Origin of the sequence: Pseudoduganella umbonata (genome assembly GCF_014192225.1) — a bacterium.
GTDB classification, from domain to species: Bacteria; Pseudomonadota; Gammaproteobacteria; order Burkholderiales; family Burkholderiaceae_D; genus Rugamonas; species Rugamonas umbonata.
Window position 1 is genome coordinate 320,445 of the sequence record NZ_JACHXS010000004.1, and the last position, 24,606, is coordinate 345,050.

Annotated in this window: 14 protein-coding genes and 1 pseudogene; 7 read left to right on the forward strand and 8 right to left on the reverse strand. The window is 66.2% G+C overall.

Going from position 1 to position 24,606, the window contains the following annotated elements; translation table 11 throughout:
* Positions 1–22: 22 nt before the first annotated feature.
* Positions 23–559 carry a hypothetical protein gene (locus tag FHS02_RS13285; protein ID WP_137317093.1) on the reverse strand — a complete coding sequence of 179 codons (537 nt, stop codon included), beginning with the start codon at positions 557–559 and terminating at the stop codon, positions 23–25.
* A 231-nt stretch (positions 560–790) separates the two neighbouring features.
* Here FHS02_RS13285 and FHS02_RS13290 point away from each other — a divergent pair, with 231 nt between their 5' ends.
* Positions 791–3,064 (forward strand): TonB-dependent siderophore receptor, encoded by a 2,274-nt coding sequence (locus FHS02_RS13290; protein ID WP_137317092.1) that lies wholly within the window; start codon positions 791–793, stop codon positions 3,062–3,064.
* A 37-nt stretch (positions 3,065–3,101) separates the two neighbouring features.
* Here FHS02_RS13290 and FHS02_RS13295 read toward each other — a convergent pair whose 3' ends face one another.
* A complete protein-coding gene (locus FHS02_RS13295) occupies positions 3,102–3,842 on the reverse strand; it encodes a carbonic anhydrase (RefSeq protein WP_137317091.1) in 741 nt (246 codons plus the stop codon).
* Positions 3,843–4,286: 444 nt separating this feature from the next.
* Here FHS02_RS13295 and FHS02_RS13300 point away from each other — a divergent pair.
* The 5 genes and pseudogenes from FHS02_RS13300 to FHS02_RS13320 form a co-directional block, all read left to right on the forward strand.
* Positions 4,287–4,412 (forward strand): annotated as a pseudogene (locus FHS02_RS13300) (transposase domain-containing protein); the annotation flags it as partial.
* A 553-nt stretch (positions 4,413–4,965) separates the two neighbouring features.
* Entirely contained in the window at positions 4,966–6,396 is a 1,431-nt protein-coding gene (locus FHS02_RS13305) for a sulfatase family protein (protein ID WP_175424959.1), read from the forward strand.
* Between the two features lie 29 nt (positions 6,397–6,425).
* Positions 6,426–6,803 (forward strand): hypothetical protein, encoded by a 378-nt coding sequence (locus FHS02_RS13310; RefSeq protein WP_137317089.1) that lies wholly within the window; start codon positions 6,426–6,428, stop codon positions 6,801–6,803.
* A gap of 29 nt (positions 6,804–6,832) precedes the next feature.
* Positions 6,833–7,765: a formylglycine-generating enzyme family protein gene (locus tag FHS02_RS13315; protein WP_137317088.1), complete on the forward strand. Its 933-nt coding sequence runs from the start codon at positions 6,833–6,835 to the stop codon at positions 7,763–7,765.
* Positions 7,766–8,465: 700 nt separating this feature from the next.
* Positions 8,466–8,642: a hypothetical protein gene (locus FHS02_RS13320; protein ID WP_221403847.1), complete on the forward strand. Its 177-nt coding sequence runs from the start codon at positions 8,466–8,468 to the stop codon at positions 8,640–8,642.
* A gap of 521 nt (positions 8,643–9,163) precedes the next feature.
* Here the strand turns inward: FHS02_RS13320 and FHS02_RS13325 are convergent.
* Positions 9,164–12,175, reverse strand: coding sequence for a sensor histidine kinase (locus tag FHS02_RS13325; RefSeq protein WP_175424957.1), 3,012 nt, complete (start codon positions 12,173–12,175; stop codon positions 9,164–9,166).
* A gap of 83 nt (positions 12,176–12,258) precedes the next feature.
* Positions 12,259–13,575, reverse strand: coding sequence for an MFS transporter (locus FHS02_RS13330; protein WP_137317086.1), 1,317 nt, complete (start codon positions 13,573–13,575; stop codon positions 12,259–12,261).
* A 156-nt stretch (positions 13,576–13,731) separates the two neighbouring features.
* On the opposite strand from FHS02_RS13330, the gene FHS02_RS13335 reads away from it, so the two are divergent.
* Complete coding sequence (locus FHS02_RS13335) at positions 13,732–17,601, forward strand: ATP-binding protein (protein WP_175424956.1); 3,870 nt, start codon at positions 13,732–13,734, stop codon at positions 17,599–17,601.
* 9 nt (positions 17,602–17,610) lie between these two features.
* On the opposite strand, the gene FHS02_RS13340 is transcribed toward FHS02_RS13335, so the two are convergent.
* The 4 genes from FHS02_RS13340 to FHS02_RS13355 all read right to left on the reverse strand — a co-directional run bounded on the left by FHS02_RS13340 (position 17,611) and on the right by FHS02_RS13355 (position 24,604).
* Complete coding sequence (locus FHS02_RS13340) at positions 17,611–18,606, reverse strand: LysR family transcriptional regulator (protein WP_137317085.1); 996 nt, start codon at positions 18,604–18,606, stop codon at positions 17,611–17,613.
* Between the two features lie 342 nt (positions 18,607–18,948).
* Positions 18,949–19,854 (reverse strand): alpha/beta hydrolase, encoded by a 906-nt coding sequence (locus FHS02_RS13345; RefSeq protein ID WP_137317084.1) that lies wholly within the window; start codon positions 19,852–19,854, stop codon positions 18,949–18,951.
* 2 nt (positions 19,855–19,856) lie between these two features.
* Complete coding sequence (locus FHS02_RS13350; protein ID WP_137317083.1) at positions 19,857–21,107, reverse strand: amidohydrolase family protein; 1,251 nt, start codon at positions 21,105–21,107, stop codon at positions 19,857–19,859.
* A 116-nt stretch (positions 21,108–21,223) separates the two neighbouring features.
* The gene (locus FHS02_RS13355; protein ID WP_137317082.1) at positions 21,224–24,604 is read right to left on the reverse strand and encodes a glycosyl hydrolase; all 3,381 of its coding nucleotides are present in this window, start codon (positions 24,602–24,604) and stop codon (positions 21,224–21,226) included.
* Positions 24,605–24,606: the final 2 nt, after the last annotated feature.

Genomic DNA, 24,606 nt, shown 5'->3' on the forward strand with positions numbered 1-24,606 from the left:
CGCTATCCAGCACGAAACGTGCCTACGCCGCCTTGCGTTCCCACGGCAGTTCGAGATCGAAGCTGTAGCCGCACAGGTGCAGCGGCCCGCCCGCGTACGGGAACTGCGCCAGCTGGTCGGTTTCCTGCAGGATCACGCTCAGTTCGCGGCTGGCGAACGTGCCGGCGACGATGGACTCGAACTCGGCCTGGTACTGTTCCAGGTCGCGCTGGAATTCGCCCTCCTCTTCCTCCATCTGCGCCAGTTCCAGCGTGTTCAGCAGATAGTTGGCATACGCGTTCTGCTCGATGAACGTGATCCAGTGATCCACCACCGGCGCCGCCAGGTCGCCTAGGAAGGCCTTCAGGCCGGGCGCGCGGCGCCGCAGGTTGGCCAGTGCCCTGTCGCGCGACGTCAGCAGGATCGGCACGTCGCTGTACAGCTTCAGGTCGTCCGCTTCGAACAGGCCGAACCACAGCAGCGGGATCGCGTAGTTGCGTTCCACCAGCGCGTGCATCGACACATCGTCATCTTCGAAGAAGTCTTCGTTCAGGCCGGTCAGGTAAACACGGTTCGCCATGATTGTTTCTCCTGCTGGCTGCCGGCCAGTGCGGGCACGAAGGCATCGAGAGCAACGAAGGCGCACCGGCGCTTGTGCCGGCACAAAACAATGCAATATTGACATCAAAAAAATGGCATAGCAAGGGATAACGTACGAGAAGCGACCGACTCATAAATGATAATCATTCGTGTTATCATTTTCAGTTGACGCTTGCAAAAATGTACTGTCCACGCCAATAACCATATCGACATGAGCCACCCTTCAGCCCACGCCCGTCCCCTCGCCCATCTGACCCTGCGCGCCGCCGCCGCGGCCATCCTCGGCATCCTGCCGGCCTGGTACGCGCACGCGCAGACCGCCGCGCAGGAAACCGTCAATCAAACGACACCAGCGCCGCCGGCCACGCTGGCCGAAATCGAAGTCACCGCCAGCCAGGATGCGACCACCGAACACAGTGGCTCCTACACGACGACCGGCCCGGTCGCCAGCGGTACGCGCCTGGACCTGACGCCGCGGGAGATACCGCAATCGCTGTCGGTCGTCACGCGCGCGCGCATGGAGGAACAGGGCCTGCAGACGCTGGCCGAAACCATGCAGCAGGTCACCGGCATCTACGTGAACTACAACGACACCGAGCGCATCACCTATAACGCGCGCGGCTATGCAGTCAACAACTTCCAGGTCGACGGCATGCTGAACCTGTTCGGCAGCTCGCTGAAGGCGAATGGCGACAACGTGGTGTACGACCGCATCGAAGTCGTGCGCGGCGCCACCGGGCTGACCACCGGTGCCGGCGACCCTTCGGCCACCATCAACCAGGTGCGCAAGCGGCCGACCCGCGAGTTCCAGGCCAGTGCCGCGCTGCGCATCGGCACCTACGACCTGCGCCGCGCGGAACTCGACATCGGCGGCCCGCTGGCGTTCGACGGCAAGCTGCGCGGCCGCTTCGTCACCGCGAAGCAGAAGGCCGAGTCGTTCCGGCCCATGTATGAACAGGACCTCGGCGCGCTGTACGGCATCCTCGAAGCCGACCTGGGGACGGCCACCACGGTGGCGGTGGGTTACGAGCGGCAGCAATCCGATCCGCGCGGCTCCACGTGGGGCACCGTGCCCTACTGGAACGCCGACGGCTCGCTGGCCAACCTGCCGTCCGACCTGAACCTGGCAACGCCGTGGAGCTCGTGGAACATGGATGAAAGGAAGACCTTCGCCACGGTGGAACACCGCTTCAATGCCGACTGGCGCCTGCGCGCCGGCTGGACCAAGGCCGACCGCGTGCAGGACGGCAGCCTGTACTTCGGCTACGGCGGCTACCCGCGCGCCGACGGCAGCGGCATCGTCGCCGCCTATAACCGGTTCCCTGTCGACGAAACGATGGACGTGCTGGAAGTGAACGTGGACGGCAAGTTCGACTTGTTCGGCCGCCGCCACGACGTGGTGTTCGGCTGGGGCAAGGCGGATCGCGAGACGGTGTCCGGGCGCGTTACGCTCGGCGCAATGCCCGCCGGCTACGACAGGATCCCGAACTGGCAGACCTGGACCGGCGACATCGCGCAATTCCCGGCCACCATCGAACCGGTTCCGACCAGCATCGGCAGCGTCGACCAGAAGGCCGCGTTCATTGCCACCCGCCTGAACCTGACGGACGAACTGAAAGCGGTGGTCGGCATGCGCCACGGCGACTACGCGACGACGACGCGCAACTTCAGCGCGGCAGGCGCCGTCACCAGCACCACCGGCTATGCGCTGAACGCCATCAACACCCCGTACGTGGGCCTGCTGTACGACCTGAACCGGGACTGGACCGTGTACACCTCGTACACCAGCATCTTCCAGCCGCAGAACCTGCGCGACCGGAACAACGACTTCCTCGAACCGGTGGACGGCAACAATATCGAGGCCGGCATCAAGGCCGAACTGTTCGACCGCCGCGTGAACTTCGCGGCGGCCGTGTTCAAGAGCGAAAAGGACAACCTGGGCGAGATCGACGACAGCGTGCCGCCGAATTCCCTGCCGGGGGCCGTGCAGGCCTACCGTTCCACCGGCAAGGGCAACAAGGTCGACGGCTTCGAGGCCGAGGCTTCCGGCCAGGTCACGCGCGACTGGAACCTCTCCGCCGGCTACAGCCACACCCGCTCGCGCGATGCGCGCGGCAACCCGATCAACACCATCGTTCCGCGCAACATGCTGAAAGTGTTCACCACCTACCGCTTCGGCGCGGAGCGGCGCTACACGGTGGGCGGCGGTGTGAACTGGCAGAGCAACCTGTGGAGCACCGCGCAGCAGCCGACCGGCGCGTTCAACGCCAGCGGCACACCCGTCACGGCGCTGTCACGCATCTCGCAGGGCTCGATCTGGCTGGCCAGCCTGATGGCCAGCTACCGCATCAACGACCATCTCACGGCCAGCGTTAATGTGAACAACCTGTTCGACAAGACGTATTACAACCGCGTGGGCTTCTACAACGGCCTGCACTATGCGGACCCGCGCACGGCGTCGGCAACGCTGCGGGCGCAGTTCTGACGCTCCTGTCCCGGCCCGCCACTGCCGGGAACTTCGCTCAGGGGTTGACCACCACCTCGCGGCCGTTCAGCGGCTGCACCGGACGGGCGTTCATCCGGTACAGCTTGCGAAACGCCGCCAGCTGTGCGGGCGAGACTTCCACCGGCTGCTTCAGGATATGCCAGCGCACGCCTTCGCTGCAGGGCGGCGTCGTCAGCGAACCGGTATAGCCGTAGTAGCTGCGCCGCGCGGGCAGCAGCGTAGCGGGATCGAACTCGACGCCCGCGGCCCGCTTTTCTCCCGCCGCCGCCGGCATGCCGGCGAACACGGGTGCCAGCGCCGCATTGTCGCGGCCCTTCCTGAACAGGACCGCCACCACGGCCAGTTCGCCGGCGTCGTTTTTGTGCACCAGGTGGGCCACCAGCGGATAGCGCCGGCCGTTGATGGCTTCCTCGCTCGGCGTGTGGAAGTGGAACTGCACCAGCCGGTACCTGGTGCCGGCCACCTCGATGCCGCCACCGTCGGCCAGGTCGACCTGCACCGTATGGCCGTTGTTGACGATATCGGCGCTGCCGGCGCGGTAGCCGAAGCCGATCGGCGCCGACGTGCCCGCCCTGTGCGCACGGATATTGACGGGCGATTGCGCCTTGCCCTCCCGGCAGGCGGAAAATTCCGGCGCCAGCTCGCCCCAGTGTTCGGCGCCCGCCTTGCCCTGGTATTCCCAGTGGGTGCTGTTACCGGCCGCTCCCGCACCTGCCGCGACGGCCAGCGCCGCCAATGGCGCTATCGCCAGCTTCACTCTCGAATTCAATGGACACCTCGTTCAATGGATGATGCCTGCTTGCCGGTTCGGGCATGGCTGTCCAGGGATGGGGGACACATGGGGGATACCGGGAAAGTGGCGATGGCCACCGATCATCGCGCTGCGCTGCCCTGCCCCGTTTGGGATGCCTGGCCGCCAGCGGATGGCGCGGTTCCGGCAAGCAGGCGCCAGCCGCTCCGCGCGATCATGCGAGCAAATTGCATACACATATTGTATACAAAAGAGGTTGGCCGGCACCTATGGCAGAGTCATGAGAGAAGATACTGCAGGTGTCGGGCCGCGTCGTGCGCGCGCCGAGAAGCACTGCCCGTTGATTGCCTCTCCCGCAGGCACGCGCAGTTTGACTTCACTTCATCAGGGCCACCGACGCACCCATCCCTGCGCTCCACAGCACAATGCGGCAAGGCCGTTATCGGAACGGCCAGGCTGAACGGTATCGACCCCGAAGCCTGGTTGCGCTATGTGCTGACGCATATCGCCGATCATCCTGTGAACCGTGTAGACGACTTCCTGCCCTGGAACTGTGCCGCCAAGCTGGCTGGCTGAACTCCGCTTCCCAGCGGTGTGACAAGCATCATCTCGTTTTAACTCTCGGTGCTCAAGACGGTGCTGAGAAGGCGCTTACGCTATTCCGCTACAATTTTTAATTGTTGAGCTAATGTCTCCTGCGGTGGCGTAAGCCTCTGTTTTCTGGCCTATCCCTTCGGGGAGGGCCTTTTTTTTCGCGCCCGCGAGGTCCCACTTACGGCCCCGGCCAGGAGAGACGCTAAGTCCTCGGCGAACGACCAAGTGGCTAGTCAGCGCCCCCGGCCGTTTGCACCGTAAAGTGCAAGGCGCAATAAAGTAAGTGTAATTAAGAAAACTGGATAGTCGCACAGATTATTTGCATTATCGAAAAACCAACTTCGCTATTGAGTTGAGGCCCGATAGACTTCCCGCTTTATCAATCGCGCAGGCCGGCAACGATAGGACGCTGCAGCGTGCTTAGCAGCTCTGCTACAACTAATAGGAACTCATGGTAACAAGGCGTAAACTGCTGGCGGGTGCAGGAGCACTCGCTGGTCTCCCCTTCCTGAGCGCATGCGGCTCTGGCGAAAACATGTCCCTTCCGGACAGCCCCCCCAACATTCTCTGGTTTATCAGCGACGACGCGAACCCCTATATCGGCGCCTACGGCGACCCGATAGCCCGCACGCCGACAATCGACCAGCTCGCCAGGACCGGCATCCTCTATCGAAATGTCTTCTCGACCGCCCCGGTGTGTGCGCCAACGCGATTCAGCCTGATCACCGGGGTCCTCCCGCAGAGCTGTGGCCCGGCACACCACATGCGCGGTGTGGCGAAGCTGCCGGACATCATGCGCAGCGTGCCGGAGTACCTGCGCGCCCATGGCTACCACTGCACTAATAACTGGAAGACGGACTACAACACCAATAGCTTCGACGAAACGAAGATATGGGACGAGAACTCGCGCACTGCGCATTGGCGCTCGCGCCCGGTCGGCAAACCGTTCTATTCGGTGATCACCACGTTCACGACGCATGAAAGCGCGCTGATTCCCGGCGCAATCACCGAAGGAAACGTAAAGCCGGAACAGGTCAGGGTGCCTGCCTTCCTGCCCGATACGCCCAGCGTTCGCAGGGACCTGGCCAGCTACTACAACCGCATGGAGCGGATGGATGCGGAACTCGCCGCGGTGCTGAAACAACTGGACGACGACGGGCTTTCGGAGAACACGATCGTCTTCTACTTCTCTGACAACGGTGGCGTGATGCCCCGCTCGAAGCGTTTCCTCTACGACGAAGGCGTGCGTTGCCCCCTGGTGGTGCGCGTCCCTGAGCGATGGAGAAACGTCATTCCGAAAGGCTTGGGCAAGGAAGTCGAGACGCCGGTGGGGTTCATTGATTTCCCGCCCACTGTGCTGGCCCTGGCCGGCCTGACGGCGCCTGCTCACATGCAGGGCGAGCCGCTGCTCTCCGCGCTGGCATCGCGCTCCGATTTCCCGCGCACAACCAGCTATGTCTTCAGCATGCGCAACCGGATGGACGAACGGACCGACTTCAGCCGAGCAGTCACGGACGGCAATGAGCTCTATATCCGCCACTACATGCCGCACCGTCCCTGGGGCCTTCGCAATGCCTTTTCGGCGCAATTGCTCAGCTACCAGTCGTGGGAAACCGAACACCTGGCGGGCCGGCTGAATCCAGTGCAGGAGCGCTTCTGGAATGAAAAGCCTTTCGAGGAATTCTATGACCTGCGATCGGACCGCGACCAGATCAACAACCTGATCGACGATCCTTCGCGCCAGGCGAAGATCATCGAAATGCGCGCAGCCTTGGACGAGCAGATGCTCGCCATTAACGACAATGGCTTCATCCCGGAGAGCGCGGCACAGGAAGGCTACGAGGCGAGCCGGGTGCCTGGCGTCTATCCGCTTGCACGGCTGATCGAGCTGGGGGCATTGCAGCCCGGCGCCAACCGGACTCGCTGCCGCGGCTGCGCCAAGCTACCCTCGACAGCAATTCGTTGATACGCCATTGGGGTACGCAGGGTTTGCTGATGCTGGGCGAGAACGCCAGGCCTGCCATCGCCGATCTCGAACGCATGCTCGGCGACGAACTGCCGCAAACCTGTGTGGTGGCGGCCGAAGCACTTGTCAAGCTCGTCCCCGGCCACCATGCGCTGAATGTGCTGATCGAGCTGTATGAAAGCCATCCGGTGGTGAAAGTGAGACTGCACGCCATCGAGGCGTTAACCCATGTCGGCGCTGCAGCGGCACCGGTCGTGGAGCGCATGCGCATCGCCACCATCAACACTAATGACGAGTACCTCCTCGGTGCTGGAATCTACGCGGTGCTAGTGTTGAAGGGGCTCTACAAGCCCGGGATCGCGACCGTCGGCGACGCAGGCGTGGCATTGCTGCGTACGCTGGCATGACGGCGCCTGGTGTTCCGGCATACCGCGGCATGCGGTTCATTGCGGGCGGCACGACCCTGATGGGGGCCGAGCGTTTCTATCCCGAAGAAGCGCCGGTCCGCCCGGTCGCCGTGGACGGCTTCTGGATCGACGAAACGCCGGTGACAAATGCGCATTTCAGCGCGTTCGTCGATGCGACCGGCTACCGCACGGTGGCGGAACTGCCGCTTGATCCCGCCGCATACCCGGGTGTCGAACTCCACTTGCTGAAATCCGGTTCGCTTTCGTTCGTGCTGCCTGGCGCACGGGACGGTGGCGATCGCACCAGGCCGACTCCGGGATGGCAATACGTGATCGGGGCCGACTGGCGGCATCCTGCCGGTCCAGGCAGCGATATCTATGGCTTGGATGAGCACCCGGTGGTGCACGTCGCCTATGCGGATGCACTGGCCTATGCGGCCTGGGCAGGTAAGGAACTGCCGACCGAAGCCGAATGGGAATTCGCAGCGCGAGGGGGCCTCGAGGGCAAGGACTACGCCTGGGGCGATACCCTGCTCCCAGACGGGCAATACCTGGCCAATTTCTGGCAGGGCGAGTTCCCGTTCGAGAATCTGGCGCTCGACGGCTATGCCGGCACCTCTCCCGTACGCAGCTATCCAGCAAACGGATACGGACTGTTCGACATAATCGGCAACGTATGGGAATGGACGGCCGACTGGTACGCTGACCCGTCCAGGAGCACCGCGTCCTGCCCGAATTGTATCCCGCGTAACCTGCGCGGCGCGTCTGAACAGGAGAGCCTTGTCCCTGGCGGCACAGGAGGGCGTATCGGTCGGAAAGTGATCAAGGGCGGTTCACATCTGTGCTCGCCGAGTTATTGCCAGCGCTATCGGCCTGCCGCGCGACAGCCGCAGTCGATCGATACCAGCACGTCCCATATCGGATTTCGCTGTGTGCTACGGAGTATGCACCCAGCGAGTTAAAGTCGCTGAATGTTCAGTCAGGTTTGATTGTACGGGCTTATCGGAACGGCCAAGCTGAACGGTATCTACCCAGAAGCCTGGTAGCGCGATGTGCTGACGCATATCGCCGATCAAGCCGTGAACTGTGTCGACGACTTCCTGCCCGGAACTGTGCCGCCAGGGTGGACGGCTGAACTCCGCTTCCCAGCGGTTTGGCAAGCATCATGTCGCTTTAACTCTCGGTGCTCAAGACGGTGCTGAGCAGACGCTTACCGATATGTCAGTACCGTGCCGCCCACAACGAGCGGCTTGCCGAAACCGTCGTTGAGTGAACACACGAGCATCCAGGCATTTTTATAGGGCATGTCCAGCGCACGTGCCGGGTTGGCAAAAGGCATATGCGTTTCGCATTCGTCGAACACACCTCATTGACCGGTGCCAGGCACACGCTACCTTTTCACGGCAGGTCTAAACCGATCTAAACGTGTCGATAAGCGTCTAATTCGCTCTCGTTCCGACAACCCGGCAATGAATAGCGTCTAAACCTTCCCGGCCCAGGTCTATTTCGGTCTCTCTCAGATCGAGGACAGTCTAAAACAACCTAATCGCCGCGTGCCGGTCCAATTTTTTATACCCATTCAGAGAGGACCGAAATCGTGGAATACGAATCGAAGCGGCCCGTGTACCTTACTGTTGCCGATCTCCTGCAACTGGAACTCCATTGGGCGATACCCGGCCAGGCATGAAGCCCGAAGCGTTCCTGATGGAATTGCTCAGGAGCTGGATGACAGCGAAAACCGAAACTCATGGCTCGCACATCAATGGCCCGGCATTGCGCGGCTTTCAATGGAAAACCTTGTTTCTGCCGGATGGAACGATCCTGCGTACGCACGACTAAAACGTCGAGTTCGCCAAAGTCAGGGGCGATCGCGTGTCTCGGACGATGGCGGCACGTTGACGCCATCGCTCTTCGCCAATCGCCGCTTGAATGGACGCAATGCATGGCGTTTCATCTGGCTACGCTTTCCTGGTGACGAAGCATGGATCCGGGCTGACGACTGCCGGGCACGCTTTAATGGCCGTCCGCGAAACCGGTCTAAAGATGGACCGCGACAGTCTAAAACGGTCTGAAATGCCCATACCGGCCAGTCTATTTCACCGCAATCTTCGCCAGAAAAAGTCGATTCCGGTCTAAAGTTTCAGGAGCAGCGCTGATTCTGGACCGTATTAGACCATTCGGGCGCGTTCTAGAGCGCTTTAGACCGAGTGGCGAAAAGGGTAGCGTGCACCCGGACCCCCATGGCCCGGACGAGTATTTCAGTGCGCACGGCACCGGCCCCCTGCGGGCGGTGTTCCGGGTTTTTCGTCGACGGGCCGCTGCCGGCGGCGCGCCTGCAGCGCCGGCCAGGCAGCCATCTGTCACGACAGCAGCTTGCCAACCTCGCTCTCCGGGTAGGCAAGCCGCCGCGGAACCGTCAGTTCGATGGTCGTGCCGGCCCCGGGCTTGCTGGTGATTGCCAGGGTAGCGCCGATGCGTGCTGCCCGCTCGCGCATGCCCAGCATGCCCCAGTGGCCGTCTTCCAGCCGCTCGCGGATGTCGAGCTCGGTCATTCCCCGGCCGTTGTCCGCAACCTGAATCCAAAGGTTCGTCTCGCCAAACGCGATCCGTACCTTCACTTGCGTGGCGCCGGCATGTTGATAGGCATTGCGGATCGCTTCCAGGCAGATTTCCGTCGCTTCCTCGCCAGTCTGTGCCTGCAATTTGCGCTGTTCATCCGCAATGACCAGCATGAAACGCGTGGTGGAATGCGCCGCCTGGAGGGCTTCGCCGGCCATCCGTACCGCCTGCACGATATCGGGGCCGGAGCGCAATTCATGGACCTGGTCGCGGCCCTCGTCGAGAGTACGGTCGACCTGGTCGAGTATGGTCTCGAGCTTGCGCCGTGCCGCGCTGCCGGCGGGCAGTTCCATCGCCATGGCCTGCACGCGCAGCATGACGGCCTGCACGCTTTGCAGGAAGGTGTCATGCAATGTACGGGCGATGCGCTCGCGCTCGGCCATGCGCACGTGCAGTTTCTCGGCCGTGCGTGCCAGTGCCCGATGCAGGCGGTAGCGGTACAGTGCGTAGAGTGCGCCAGCGAGCAGCAGCGCGATGGCGGCACGAAACCACCATGTCTGCGCCAGCGCCGGCGCCACGTCGATCAGCATGTCCGCCTGGGCAGTCCCGGCCACGGCATCCTCGTTGATGGCCCGCACAGCGAAGCGATACGATCCAGGGGGAACGTTCGTGTAGCGCGCGGTGCGCCGCGATCCACCGTCCTGCCAGTCGGCATCCACGCCGGCCAGGCGATACTGGAACCGCACGCCGTCCGCGCGCACCAGGCTCGGCGCGACGAACGCTACCTGGAAGTTCGGCGAACCGGGCGGCAGGCGCACCGTGCCCTCCGCGGGATAGGTGGCACTGCCGACCGTGACGGCTGCCACGCGAACCTCGGGCGGCACGGAGTTGCGGGGTACGGCGGCCGGATCGAGCCGGACGATCCCGCCGCTCGCCATGAACCACATCTGCCCGTCGGGCGAGGTGAAAATGCTGCGCAGCCGGTTGGCCACCATGGCACTGCCGGGATAACCGTCCTGGGGACCGATCAGGCGATAGCGCAGCGGTCGCTCCGGATGCGTCACTGCCGCGCGCCAGTCCGCCGCCCTCACCTGGACGATGCCGCGGCCGCCATTCAGCCACCGGTCGCCATTGGGCGCGACAGCCAGTCCCGATACGCCCCGCAGCACTTCCGGCACGTCGGCATGCAGCAGATGGAAGCGTCCGTCGCGCATGACCGCGAGCCCCTTGATGCCGGCGACGACCATTTCCGGACCCGGCAGCACCGCGGTGAACATGCCCACCGCGGTGCCGTCATACGTCGTCAGCTTCCCTTCGTCGTAGTAGACCACGCTGCCGTCGCCACAGCCCAGCCAGAGCGTTCCCGGACGGCCGCCGTAGGCGGAGACGAAAACCTTCGGCGGGAAGTGGAACGCGTTGCGCGGTTTCCATTTCCCGTCGACGTAGCCCATCAGCCCGATTTCCGCGGACGCGATCCACAGCACCTTGCCGTCATCCAGTATGCCGAACAGCGGTACCTCGGTCGGCTTGCCGTCCCGGCCGGCCGGCAGCGGCAGGCGGGTTTCCGTGCCGCGATAGCGGCGCACCAGCGCGCCGCGGCCCGCCAGCAGCAGGGCGCCGTCGCGATCGTTCGCGACCAGGTGGAACGGTTCCGAGCGATCCGCCACCGGCGGGCCGTCCAGGCCCAGGCGCCATGCCACCGAAGCATTCGGTTCGGCGACCCAGACATTGCCCTCGGTATCGCTGGCCATGCTGAAATCGCCGCGTTCACCCGGGATCGGCATCGCCAGCACCTTGTTGCTGCGAAACCGGTCAAGGCCATTCTGGGTGGCCAGCCAGACATTGCCTTCGCGATCTTCCAGCACGCTGTTGACGGCCAGCGAAGACAGCTGCCACGGCTGGGACAGGTGCTCCGCGCCCTTCAGGTCGATCTTCCCGCGCACGGAATTCTCGGCCGCACGGGGCAGGTAGCACAGGCCCGGACCGCACTGCAGCGACCACAGGTTGCCGTCACGGTCGAACTGGGCCTGCGAACGCGACGACGCGCGGTTGGCATACTCGGGGCGCGGCAACGGAATCTGCTGGGGCGGCATCGGCACCGCGACGAGCACGTTCTTCCCGGCGAGCCATAACTTGCCGTCGGGCGACGCGATCAGGCTGCTCTCGGTCGTGGTGGCCAGAATGCGCCGGAACGTTCCGCTGGCCCTGTCGAGCAGGAACAGGCCCTTGCCGTTGTTGGTCCAGATCTGCCCATACTGGTCGGCAAGCACACTCCAGGCCCCGCCTTCCGGCCCGCCTTCGAACGCATCGTAACGCCGCCATGCCCTGCCATCGAAGCGATGGAGACCGGAAGTCATGGCCGCCCACACGCTGCCGTCCGGGTCGAATGCGATGCCCTGTACCGTGGCGGCATGCCCCGGCGGCGACCGGTTGTAGACCCGGCCGGCCCGCAGCATGTACAAGCCACCCACTTCATCGGCCATCCACAGTTCGCCGTCCGGCCGTGCGCGCAGTTCGACGATGGCCTTCATTTCCTCGGCACCGGGCGGCATCGTGTAGACATGGAACCCGACCCCATCGAACCTGTACAGGGCGGTCGAGGTGGACAGCCACAGCATGCCATCGCTCGTCTGCGCCATCTGCTGCACCTCCGTCGGCGCACCGTCGCGCGCCGTCCACGTGGTGCGCGTGTAATCGCGCAGCGCGACCGGGGCGGCGGCATGCGCCGATGTGGCAGCGAACATCGCCGCGAACATTGCGGCGTACAGCAGCGCGGGCAACAGGAATTGTCTGGCAAGGGAATAGGCGTTCATCCCTTTCATCTTGCCACCTCGTCAACGAGAGTGGCAAGTTTAAAAGACGGGCCAGCACGGGTGCTGCCCGTCATTCCCGATCGTTACTCCAGCACCCGGTTCCGCGTCTCCGCATCCACGCACAGGATGGCAACCGCGCCGGCCAGCAGGAAAGCAGCCAGCATCGCCAGCGCCAGCGTGAAGTGCGTCGCCATCACCGGCGCCACGATGGCCGGCGCGAACAGGCCGCCGAAGCGGGCCACGGCGCCGGCCGTGCCCATGCCGCTGGCGCGCAGGTCGGTCGGGTACACCTCGGGCGTGAACGCATACAGCGCGCCCCAGGTGCCGAGCAGCGCAAAACTCATCAGCAGCGTCGCGCCGACGACGACCGGCATCGAGCTGCCCACGCTGTAGCCCATGCAGCCGATGGCGGACAGCACCAGGAAGCCCACCAGCGTGGGCTTGCGCCCCCAGCGTTCGACCCCGTATGCCGACAGCGCAAAACCGGGCAGCTGCACCAGCGCCAGCAGGATCAGGAATTCCTGGCCGCGCATGAAACCGAACCCCTGCGCGCCCAGCTTCACCGGCAGGTAGACGAACACGCCGTAATACGCGATCGAAATGAGGCCCCAGGCGATGAACAGCGCAATGCTGCGCCGGCGCAGTTGCGGCGAGAACAGCGCGGACAGCGGATGGCGGCCCGCCGCCTCCGGCAGCAGCGGCGGGATGGGGCCGCTACGGCCGTTCGCCGCGGCCACCCGCTCGAGCACCTTGCGCGCCGCCTCCGGCTGGCCGCTGCGGTTCAGGTACATCGGCGATTCGGGAATGTACAGGCGCAGCACCACGCCCACCAGGGCGGGAACGCCGGTGACGAAGAAGATCACGCGCCACGCATCGTCGCCCCAGCTGGCGGCGAACAGCGCCAGGATCGCCAGCAGGATGGTGCCGACCGCCCAGAACGATTCGAGCCACACCAGCCAGCGCCCGCGCCGGTCGCTGGGCAGGAATTCGGCCATCATCGTGTAGTCGACCGGCAGCGTGCCGCCCACGCCGATGCCGGTCAGGAAGCGCAGCGCCAGCAGCCATGTGAACTCCGGCGCGAACGCCGAGGCCACGCCGCAGCAGGCATCGATCACGACGGCCGCCATCAGCACCGGGCGGCGGCCGATGCGGTCCGCCAGCCGGCCGAACACGAACGCGCCGACCAGCATGCCGATGAAGAAGAACGTGCCGGTCTGCAGCGCCTGCGGCATGCCGATGCCGAACGTCGTGGCGATGGACGGTGCCGAAAAACCGATCGACAGCACCTGCATCGCATCGGCCATCCATACGAGCCCGAAGATCACGAACAGGCGATACTGGAACTTGCCGACGCCAGCGGCAAGGATGCCCTGTTCGACGGTGGCGGATGAAGCGGACATGGATCTCCCGATGGTATGTGGCGCCATGTGGCGGGCTGGCACCGCCCGATGCGCGATTGCGTTGATTGAAAAGCCAATATTACCGGTAACTTGTCATAAGTGATTTACAATACTTTGCGACCAGAACGGTCGTGCCAAATACGATTGTAGATCTCAATGCTCCCTGCCCCTGCCGCGTCTTCCACCATCAACAATGACCTGAGCTGGCTGGCCGGCGGTGGCGAAATGGGTGCCCTGATCCGCTCGATGGACTGGTCGAAAACACCACTGGGGCCGCTGGAAAGCTGGCCGCAGAGCCTGCGTACCTCCGTCAGCCTGTGCCTGTCGTCGACCTTTCCGATCCTCGTCGCATGGGGGCCGGACGACATCCAGATCTACAACGACGCGTACCGCCCCATCTGCGGCGACCTGCACCCGCGCGCGATGGGCGGCGCGTTCAGGGAAGTATGGGCCAGCGCGCTGCCGGTGGTCGGCGATGCTTTCGAGCGCGCCCACCACGGCGAAGGCGTGTACATCCGCGACCAGCGCATGTTCCTCGACCGCGTCGGCTACCTCGAGGAAGCGTTCATGACGTTCTCGTTCTCGCCGATCCGCGATGAAACGGGCGCCGTGGGCGGCATCTTCCACCCGATCTCGGAAGCCACGTCGGCGGTGCTGAACGCGCGCCGCACGCGTGTGCTGCGCGACCTGAACGCCGCCATATCCGACGCCCGGGCGATCGGCGACATCGCCCACGACATCGAAGCGCAGTACCAGGGCATGGCGCTGGACCTGCCGTTCGTGCTGCTGTACCAGCTCGATGCGCACAGCGGCAAGCTGCTGCTGCGCGGCGCGGCCGGCACCGCCGGGCATGACCACCTGGCACCGGCCATCGTGGCGGCGGACGACGCGATCTGGCCATTCGCCAGCGCGGCCCGGACCCGGGCGCCGCAGCAAGTGCACGGGCTGCGGGAGCGGTTCGCCGACGGGCCGTGCGGCCCCTACGAGACCGCGCCCGATGCGGCGCTGGTGCTGCCGGTGACCGTCCCCGGCCAGGCGGAGCTGTACGGCTTCGTGGTGGCCGGCGTCAGCGCCGCGCGCGCGCTCGACGAGGACTACCTGCACTTCTACGAACTGCTCGGCGCCACCGTCAACACGGCCGCCGGCAACGTCGTCGCCTATGAAAAGGAGCAGCGCCGCGCCGAGGAACTGGCCCAGATCGACCGCGCCAAGACGGCATTCTTTTCGAATGTGTCGCATGAATTCCGCACGCCGCTGACATTGATCCTGGGCCCGCTGGCCGACGCGCTGGCGGACGGGCGCGATCCGCTGCCGCCGGCGCAGCGCCAGCGCATCGACGTCACGCACCGCAATGCGCTGCGGCTGCTGAAACTGGTGAATTCGCTCTTGGACTTCTCGCGCATCGAGGCCGGACGCGCGCTGGCCACCTACGCGCCGCTCGACCTGGCCCGGCTCACCACCGACCTGGCCGGCGTGTTCGAATCGGCGATGGAGAAAGGCGGCCTGCAGTACCACCTCGACATCGAGGACCTGGGGCAGCCCGTCTATGTCGACCGCGACATGTGGGAAAAGATCGTCTTCAACCTGCTGTCGAACGCCTTCAAGTTCACGCTGCAGGGCGCGGTCATCGTCAGCCTGTATCGCCACGCCGGCATGGCGCGCCTGTCCGTGCGCGACACCGGCAGCGGCATACCGGCGGCGGAACTGCCGCGCGTATTCGAACGCTTCCACCGCATCGAAGGCACGCCGGGCCGCACCTACGAAGGCACCGGCATCGGCCTGGCGCTGATCCAGGAACTGGTGCGCCTGCACGGCGGCGCCATCGCCGTGCACAGCGAACCGGATAACGGCACCCGCTTCGACGTCGACATTCCGTTCGGCCACGCGCACCTGCCCGAGGAGCGCGTCGACCACCGCGGCGAGGATGCGGCGGACGACGTGTCCGTTTCGGGCGACGACGCGCGCCGCATGGGCGCCGCCTCCTTCGTCGAGGAAGCATTGCGCTGGCTGCCGGACGAGCCGGAGCCGCCGCGCCCCATCGCCAGTTTCACCGGCACCGGCGCACCGGCCCATCCCGCCGCGCCGCTGCCCCGCATCCTCGTCGCCGACGACAACAACGACATGCGCGCCTACCTGAAAGCGCTGCTCGAGTGCCATGCCGAGGTCACCGTCTGCGCCGATGGCGAAGCGGCCTTTGCGCTGGCGCTGCGCGACCGGCCCGACCTGCTGCTGAGCGACGTGATGATGCCGCGGCTGGACGGCTTCGGCCTGCTCGCCCGCATCCGCGCCAGCGAGGCGCTGCGCCACCTGCCGGTGATCCTGCTGTCGGCGCGGGCCGGCCAGGAGGCCAAGGTCGAAGGACTGCAGGCCGGGGCCGACGACTACCTGGTCAAGCCGTTCGCCGCCGGCGAGCTGCTGGCGCGCGTGCAGCGCCAGCTGGACCTGGCGCGCGAACGCCGCGAACGCCATGCCGAGATGGCCCAGCGCGAAACGTATTTCCGCTCGCTCGTCGACATGGCGCCGGTGATGCTGTGGACCACCGATCCGGGCGGCCAGTGCACGTACCTGAGCCGGCGCTGGTACGAATACACCGGCCGCTCGCCCGGGCAGGACCTGGGCATGGGCTGGCTGGACAATGTCCATCCCGACGATTTCGCGCACGCGCGCGACATCTTCGTGGCGGCCAATGCGGAGCACGTGCCGTTCTCGTTCGACTACCGGCTGCGCCGGCACGACGGCACGTACCGCTGGTTCATCGATGCGGGCATGCCGCGCTTCGACGAAGCGGGCGTGCCGAACGGCTTCGTCGGCACCGTCGTCGATATCGATGCGCGCACGCACGCCGAGCGCGAACTGCAGCGGCTGGCCGACGAGCTGACCGCCACCAACCGCATGCAGAGCGAGTTCCTGGTCACGCTGGCGCACGAGCTGCGCAATCCGCTGGCACCAATCCGCACCGGGCTGGAGCTGATGCGCGCCGCGCCCGCCGGGATGGACACCGGCCGCGTGCAGGCCATGATGCGGCGCCAGGTCACGCACATGGTGCGGCTGGTGGATGACCTGCTCGACATGGCGCGCCTGTCCGAAGGCAAGGTGGAACTGCGCCGCGAACCGGTGCCGCTCGACCGGCTGGTCCGCGACGCACTGGAGATCAGTGCGCCACTGGTGGATGCCGGCCGCCACCGGCTGACCGTCGACCTGCCGCCCGCCACCGTCACGCTGCACGTCGACCGGCACCGCATCGCCCAGGTGCTGAGCAATCTCGTCAACAATGCGGCGAAATACACGCCGCCCGGCGGGCACATCGAAGTTGCCGCCCGCATCAAGGGGGCGGACATCGCCATCGCGGTAACCGACAGCGGCATCGGCATCGACGCCGCCATGCTGGCTGCCGTGTTCGACATGTACGCGCAGGTCAAGCAGCACCACGAACTGGCGCAGGGTGGACTGGGCGTGGGACTGAACCTCGTCAAGCGCCTCGTCGAACTGCATGGCGGCAGGGTGTCCGTGCATAGCGACGGCGCAGGGCAAGGCAGCCGCTTCACCATTACGCTGCCGCTGGGCGATTCCGGCGTCGCGGCGCTCGCGGCGGAGTCCGCCGCCGCCGGCGATCCGGCCGCGCCGGAGGGCGAAGGCGGTGCCCTGCGCGTACTGGTGGTCGACGACAACGTGGATGCCGCGCAGATGCTGGCGGCACTGGTGGAAATGCGCGGCCACGCCGTGCGGATGGCCCATACGGGCAAGGACGCGCTGGCCATCGCGGCGCGCGAGCGGCCGCACATCGTATTGCTCGACATCGGCCTGCCGGACCGTACCGGCTACGAGGTCGCGCCCGACCTGCGCCGGCTCGACGGCATGGCCGGGGCGATACTGGTGGCGCTGACCGGCTGGGGCACGGACAAGGACCGGCAGCGCTCGCGCGACGCCGGCCTCGATGCGCATCTCACCAAGCCGGTCGACCTGGCCCGCATCGACGCGCTGCTGCTGGAAGCGGCGGCGCGCCGGGGCGGCGAGGCCGCTTCATAAGCCGCTTCGTCAGGCCGGTTCCAGCGCCGGCAGGCGCAGCGACGGCATCGTCTCCAGCGCGTTGGCGCTGTGCGGCGCCATCGCCAGCTCGGCATTGGCCGGCATGCCGCGGCCGATTTCCAGCATGATGCCGCGCAGCCAGATGTGGCAGGGATCGTTTTCCTGGAAGCGGTGCCATTGCAGGCATTCGGCCATCGACGGCAGCGCGTACGGCAGCGGCAGCACGCGGATCGGCAGGCGGCGCGCGCAGGCCAGCGCGAGGCGGGTGTGCATCGTGGCCACCAGGTCCGTACCCACCAGCGCGGTGGCCATGCTGGTGAAATCGGCGGTGATGACGCGGATGCGCCGGTTCACGTTCTGGGCCTTCAGCAGCAGTTCTTCCACCGTTGGCGAGCGGGGCCGGCCCAGCATCGGCGCGATGTGCGGCAGCCGTTCGTAGGTGGCGGCATCGAGCGTATCGCCGACCTGCATGTTGCCTTCCCAGATCACGGCGCAATAATGGTCTTCGAACAGCATCCGCTGCGGGTGCTCGGGGTCGAGGAACTGGCGCGGGATGATCAGGAAATCGTTCTCGCCGCGGCGCAGTTTCTCGGCCGCGTCGTCGGCCAGCGGCACCAGGTCCAGCGTCATGTTCGGGGCATCGCGCAGCACGCGCGCCACCACCTTGTTGAGGAATACCTCGGTGGCATAGTCGGACACCATGATCTTCATGCAGCGCGTCTCGCGCGCCGGATCGAACGACACGCGCATGCCCACGGTGGCGTGCACGTGCAGGATCAGGTCGCGCACCGGGCCCACCAGCTGCCGGCCCAGCACCGTCAATTCCATGTTGCGGCCCACCGCGGCCAGCAGGTCGTCTTCGAAGAATTCGCGCAGGCGCGCCAGCATGCCGCTCATGGCGGACTGGCTGACGTTGACACGGGCCGCGGCCCGCGTGATGTTCTGCTCTTCCAGCAGCGCGTCGAGGGCGAGCAGCAGGTTCAGGTCCAGCCGGTTGAATCGCATGGTTTTGTCTCCTTGATATTATTTATTGCCAGCATATTTTTATCTTCCACTGTAGGGGGTTTTATGGTTGCTGTCATCTGGAAAGGCTGGCTGTTACGGATGTAAAGAAGAGTTTGGAACGTGGCGGCAGAGTCACAAGGGGTCTGTCCCCGGTAAGTGATGCCCAACGTACTTGCCACCGGCGCTGTCAGGGGACTGACCCCGGTTTTTGCCAGCATTCCTGCACGCTCGCGAAAACCGGGGTCATCCCCTCAATACGACTGGTGTCTGTCACCGGTTTTTTTGAAACATTGCAAAATAACTGGAGCCTGTCACCGGTTTTTTGTGCCAACGGTTTTCAGGCTATCCCCGCGGATTGCGCACGAACGCCAGCAGCGGCCCGGCCAGCGCGTTGTCGCCGCTGTTGATCGCATACACCTGCGTCAGGTGGTTGTGGTTGCGCACCACCGAGATCTTCGGCTGGAAGCCGTGCCGGGTGACGAGCGTGGCGAACAGCTCGCCGGCCTGCGCCTGCATCTGGACCGGGTCCAGCTCCGCGTAGCTGATCGCCAGCGGGAACGGTGCCGCGTCGGCCAGCGCCACCGTGGACATCGCGCGGTAGGCCGTGAAGTCGGTGCCGAAGTAGGCTTCGTTGCGCGGATCGGGCGTGGCGATGTTCAACTGGGCCCGGGCCAGCAGTTCCAGTTCGGCGTTGTACACGCCGGAAGCCAGGAAGGCGCCGGCGATGTTGAGGCCCTCGGCGGGATGGAAACGCCGCACCAGCGTGGCGGCGGCCACGTGCGCGGCGCCGGCCGATTCGCCGGCCAGCACGATGTGCCCGGGATCGCCGCCGTGCGCCGCCACGTGGGTGCGCGCCCAGGCCAGCACGGACGATACGTCTTCCGCGCCGGCCGGCCAGCGGTGGCGCGGGCCGAGCCGGTAGTTCGGCAGCACGGCCAGCACGCCGTGCCGCGAGAAGTAATGGCCGACGGCTTCCCGGTCGGCCTTGTCGCCGCGGATGAAGCCGCCGCCGTGCAGGAAGATGACGACCGGCGCCGGCCCCTGCGCGCCGAGCGGCAGGTACACGTCCAGCCGGTGCCGCTCGTCGTCGCCGTAGGCGATGTCGCGGACGATGCCGCCGCCGCGCGGCGCACTGGCCAGAAGCGGCGCATACAGGTTCTTCGCGAACGCGGGATCGATCACCGGCCCGGCGGCACGGATCGCCTTTTCCAGCTTGCGCGTGTCCGGCGTGTTCAGGACAGCCTCCATGCTTATGCTCCCGCCAGCCCGGCCAGCGCGGGATCCTTGTGGAAGCGGCCATCCTTCATGATGGCGCGCAGGCGCTTGCGGTCCTGCAGCACCCTTACGTCGGCCACCGGATCGCCATCGACCAGCAGCAGGTCGGCCAGGAAGCCCGGTTTCACCTGGCCCAGCTCATCGCCCATGCCCATCAGCTCGCCGCCCAGCAGCGTGGCGGCGGACAGCACCTCCTCCGGGCTGTAGCCGAAGTGCTCGACGAACAGTTCGAGATCGCGCGCATTGCGCCCGTTCGGGTTGAACGGGAAGCCGTAGTCGCCGCCCGGCAGCACCTTCAAACCGCGCCGCTTCAGTTCCGGCACCAGCTTCTTCTGCAGCGCCAGCACCTCGGCGGCGCTGGTCTTCATGTGCGTCATGTCGAAGTGCGGCGGCGGGTTGGCGTCCAGCGTGGCCTGGATGATGCCGACCGCGGGCGCGATGAAGATGTCGTCGCGCTTGGCTTCCAGCATGTCGAGCGCTTCGCTGTCGGCATACGTGCAGTGGTACAGCACGCGAAAGCCGGCGCGCAGCCCCATCTTGACCGCCTCGTTGGCCTGCGCATGGCAGGCCAGCCACACGCCCGACTCGCGCGCCTGCTCGCCGGCGGCGCTGGCTTCCTCCTGCGTGTACAGCAGCTGCTGCGAAGCGCCCGGCATCAATGCATCCTCGCCCGACAGCAGGAACTTCACCGACTTGGCGCCGATCGACGCGCATTGCTTGACGAACTCGCGCACCGCTTGCGGCCCGGTGCCGTGGTCGGCCACCTGGCCCGGATCCAGTTCGTCGATGGTCGGCGGCGAACGTTCGATCGACGACGCCACCAGCCGCGGACCCGGCATGCCGCCGCTGGTGATGAACGTGTTCAGCACCACCTCGACCGACTTGCTCAGCGAGCCGGCGGAATAGGCGCTGGTGAAGCCGTGATCGAGCAGGATGCGCGCATTTCGCGCCGTCGTCAGCACCAGGTCTTCCGGCGGCAGCGCCATGCCGGGCACGAAGCGTTCGACCGAGCTCGGCCACGACAGGTGCGCGTGCGCCTCGACCAGGCCCGGCATCAGCGTGCCGCCCTGCCCGTCGATGACGCGGTCGCCGGCCTGCGGTTCGATGCGGCGGCCGCTGTCGGCCACTTCGCTGATGCGGTTGCCCTCGACGCGCACGGCGCCGATGCCGGTCCGCAGCTGGGCACCGTCGAAGATGCGTACGTTGTTGATAATGATTCCAGCCACTTGTGTCTCCTGTATTTCTGAAATTGATGCCCCAACTTTAGTGGCGCCGCGGGTATCGCCAAAGCCTTGTTTGGCGATACCTGCTATCTGCGCTTGCCTGTCCCGGCCGCCCCCCGCTACCTCGAGCGCACCCGCAGCGTGACCGGTCCGATCAGCCCCGCGGGACGCAGTGGCGCATCGGCCTGGTAGGTTGGCGCGGCGGTAAACGTCACCTTCCGCGCGCCCGGCTGCGCATCGCCGACGAGCCGGTTGACCCACAGGTTGGCAACCCTGACCTCGACGGTATTGGCGCCCGCCACGACCAGCCTGCCGATGTCGACTTCATACGGCTGCTTCCACGCGATGCCGGCACTCCGGCCGTTCACGATCACCTCCGCCACGTCGCCCACCCGGCCGAGGTCCAGCTTCATCGGCCTGCCCGGTTCGGCGCCATCGGGCAGCGTGAAGCCACGCAGCCAGATGCTCGTTCCCGAGAAATATTTGACCTGCGGATCGGCGCTGTCCGTCAACGAGCCCGGTACCCGGCCGGCGATGGCGCCCGGTGCGCCGGGGCCGTCGAAGGCGACCTGCCAGCCGTCGTCCAGGCGCGCGGCCTGCGCCCATTCCGGCGACGCGACGGTGGCGCCTGGCCCGGCAGCCGCCTTCCGGAACACGACAAAGACCGACTCGTTGGCGCCCAGCGACAGCGGCACCGCCGTCCTGCCGCCCTCCGTTCGATAACTTGCCGGCTCGCCGATGCCGCTGTCGGCACGCCAGAACTCGGGTGCCTTGCCGCGCACGTTGAACAGTGCCTCGGTAGCGACCGGCGCCGCCGTGCGGTTGACGATGAAGTACACGTCGCCATCGTCCAGCCGGCGGTGCACGAACGACAGCGGGGTGCCGCCGGCGCCGGCGTACTCGACGTCCGGCGCCTGGCCCAGCGTCGCCAGCACCGCTTCCACATCGCGGCTGTCGACGACACGTCCCTTGCCGACCCTGCCCGTGCCGCCTTTGCCGCTCGTATTGCCGCTCCACATGCGCTTCACCAGCGCGGCAAACTGCCGGGCATCGTCCGCCAGCGCCGGCGAGCCGGCGGGTGCCGGGCCGACAATCGTCGCACCCTGCGACGCCAGCGCGTGCAGCCTGCGCAGCGTGGCCAGCGTCATCTTCCGGCTGCTGCCGCTGAGGTACAGTACGCGGTAGCGCGCACCGCTCTTCGCCACCAGGTCGCCGTCCTTGACCGACAGCGCCTGCGCCAGCGCATCGGCATTGACGAAGTCGTAGGCATACCGGCGCGGCGCATCGGCCGGCTGGCCGGCCTTGTACAGCGTGACCAGCGGCGCCTCTTCGCCGTAGAAATACGCCACGTCGGCGTAGTGGCGGCCCTGCTGGAGCAGGTATGCGCTGCGCGCCATGTAGTCGACCCACGGCCGCGCCATGCCGGCCCAGGTTTCGTTGCGGTTGAAGTACTGGCCGAAGATCGCCAGCGACAGTCCCGGCTTTTTGTCATCGCCCAGCGGCTGGTGCACCGACGTGTGGATCACCGGCAGGTTCACGCCATTGGCGAACTCCGTGTCGATCATCGGGCGCAGGTCGGCCGGGGCGAAGGCCCACGGCGCCATCGCGCTCGTCATCGATTCGGCCGCCACCAGGTTCTGCCCGTAGATGTGCGCGACCGAGGCGGCGCCCCGCATGTCGGCGATGGCGGTCGGGTTGGGTCCGAGGTCCTGGCGATACGTCCACATCGCCGCCATCGGGATGTCGGCGTGGCGCCGCATGGCCATGTCGTCGCCCAGCGTGACCCGCGCGCTCTCCAGCGCTTCGCCATACACTTTCATGCCCCGTTCGCGCGCGACGGCCGCCACGGTGCCATAGTGCTCGCTGGCGGCCAGGTCGGCCAGGGTGCGGCGGTAGTCGTAGAGGAATGCGTCGGTGCGGCCGCGATTGCCGATGACGAGGCCCGTCAGGGCCGGCAGCCAGGGCCGCGCGTCATAGCCGCGCAGCCGCCTGAACTGCTCGAGCATGCGCGGCGTCCAGTTCGCGGCACCGACCTCGGTGCTGTCGGTCACCAGCGCACGCACGCCGCGCTTGCCGATCAGCTCCTTGCCGACCGCGCTTTCGTAATTGCCCAGGTAGGTCTGCAGGTAGCGGCGCACCGCCCCGCTGTCGTACTTGTCGACTTCCAGCCCGGTGGCTTCCGGCGTCGCCGGATGGTTCTCGATGCCGGTCAGCGACCAGCCGAGCCGCACGATCTTCCATTTTCCCTTTGGCGGCGTCCACCGCAGCGTACCGTTTGCAGCCAGCCTGTCCGTCAGGTCGATGATCTGCGACGGCGGCGTGCCGGCCTCGTTCGGATCGGCGGCCGCGTCCAGCGCGTGGTAATCGGCCACGGTCGCGAAGCCCGCCTTGGCCTCGAACTGGTTGACCCGCGGCTCGGCCGACAGCACCAGCTGGCCGAGACGCAGGTTCTTCGGCTTGGCCATCGCCGCGAACGGCCCCGTATCGGCGCCGGGCACCGGCATGAAGCCGGGATTGACGGCGGGCGGGTTGGCCTTGATCACGACCCGGAACTTCGCCGCCGTGACCGGTGCAAAGCCGGCCGTGGCCGGCACCAGCGACAGCGGCAGGTCCGCGACTTTTTTCCACGCCTGCCCGTCCATGCTGGCTTCCAGCACCGACTGGTAGGCGGGGCCCTCGAAAATGTTCCCGGCCCCCGGCGTGAAGATCGTTGCCGAACGCACGGTACGCGGCGCCGGATAGTCGAGCGCGACGACGATGGCTTCGCCGGCGGCCGGCGGCGCGATCTCGACCACGTCGCCGTCCTGCACCGTCGCCAGCTTACGTGCATCGAGCGTTTTTTCGCCAAGCCGGATGGCGGGCAGCCCGCCGGAGGTTGCCTCGACCGGCCACGCATAGGCGGCGATGTCGGCGCCGGCCTGCGCCAGCTTCTGCGCGTCCGGCCGGTGCCCCATGATGTCGGGCAGCACGAACAGGTCCTGGAACGGCCCGCTGGTACGGGGCGCGGGCGCGAGCTTCAGCTCGACCGGCTTGCCGCCGTCGACGATGCCGCCTTCAATGACCGTCTCGGACCAGGCCAGCTTCTTCATGCCGTCCTGCGCCGGCACCCATGGCCCGCCCGTCTCGCTCCAGCCCGGCGACGCGGCAATGCCGAATTCCAGGTTCTTCTCTTCCGCCAGCTGCGTGGCGAACCGGAACGCATCCTTCCAGCCCTCATCCATGTACACCAGGCGCTTGTCGACCAGCGGCGGCGTCATCATCTCGGCGTCGAAATTCTGCAGGCCGCCCAGCCCGGAACGCGACATCCACTCGATATCCTTGCGGATGCCCTCCTTCGTGATATTGCCGTTCAGCCAGTGCCACCACACGCGCGGGCGGGCGCCCTGCGGCGGATCGGCAAACCCTTTCGCCAGCTCGTCGCCCCAGGCGGGCAGCGCAACGGCAGGCAGCAAGGCCGCTGCGAGCACGGCCAGGCAACCAATCTTCAATCGCGGCGCCATCG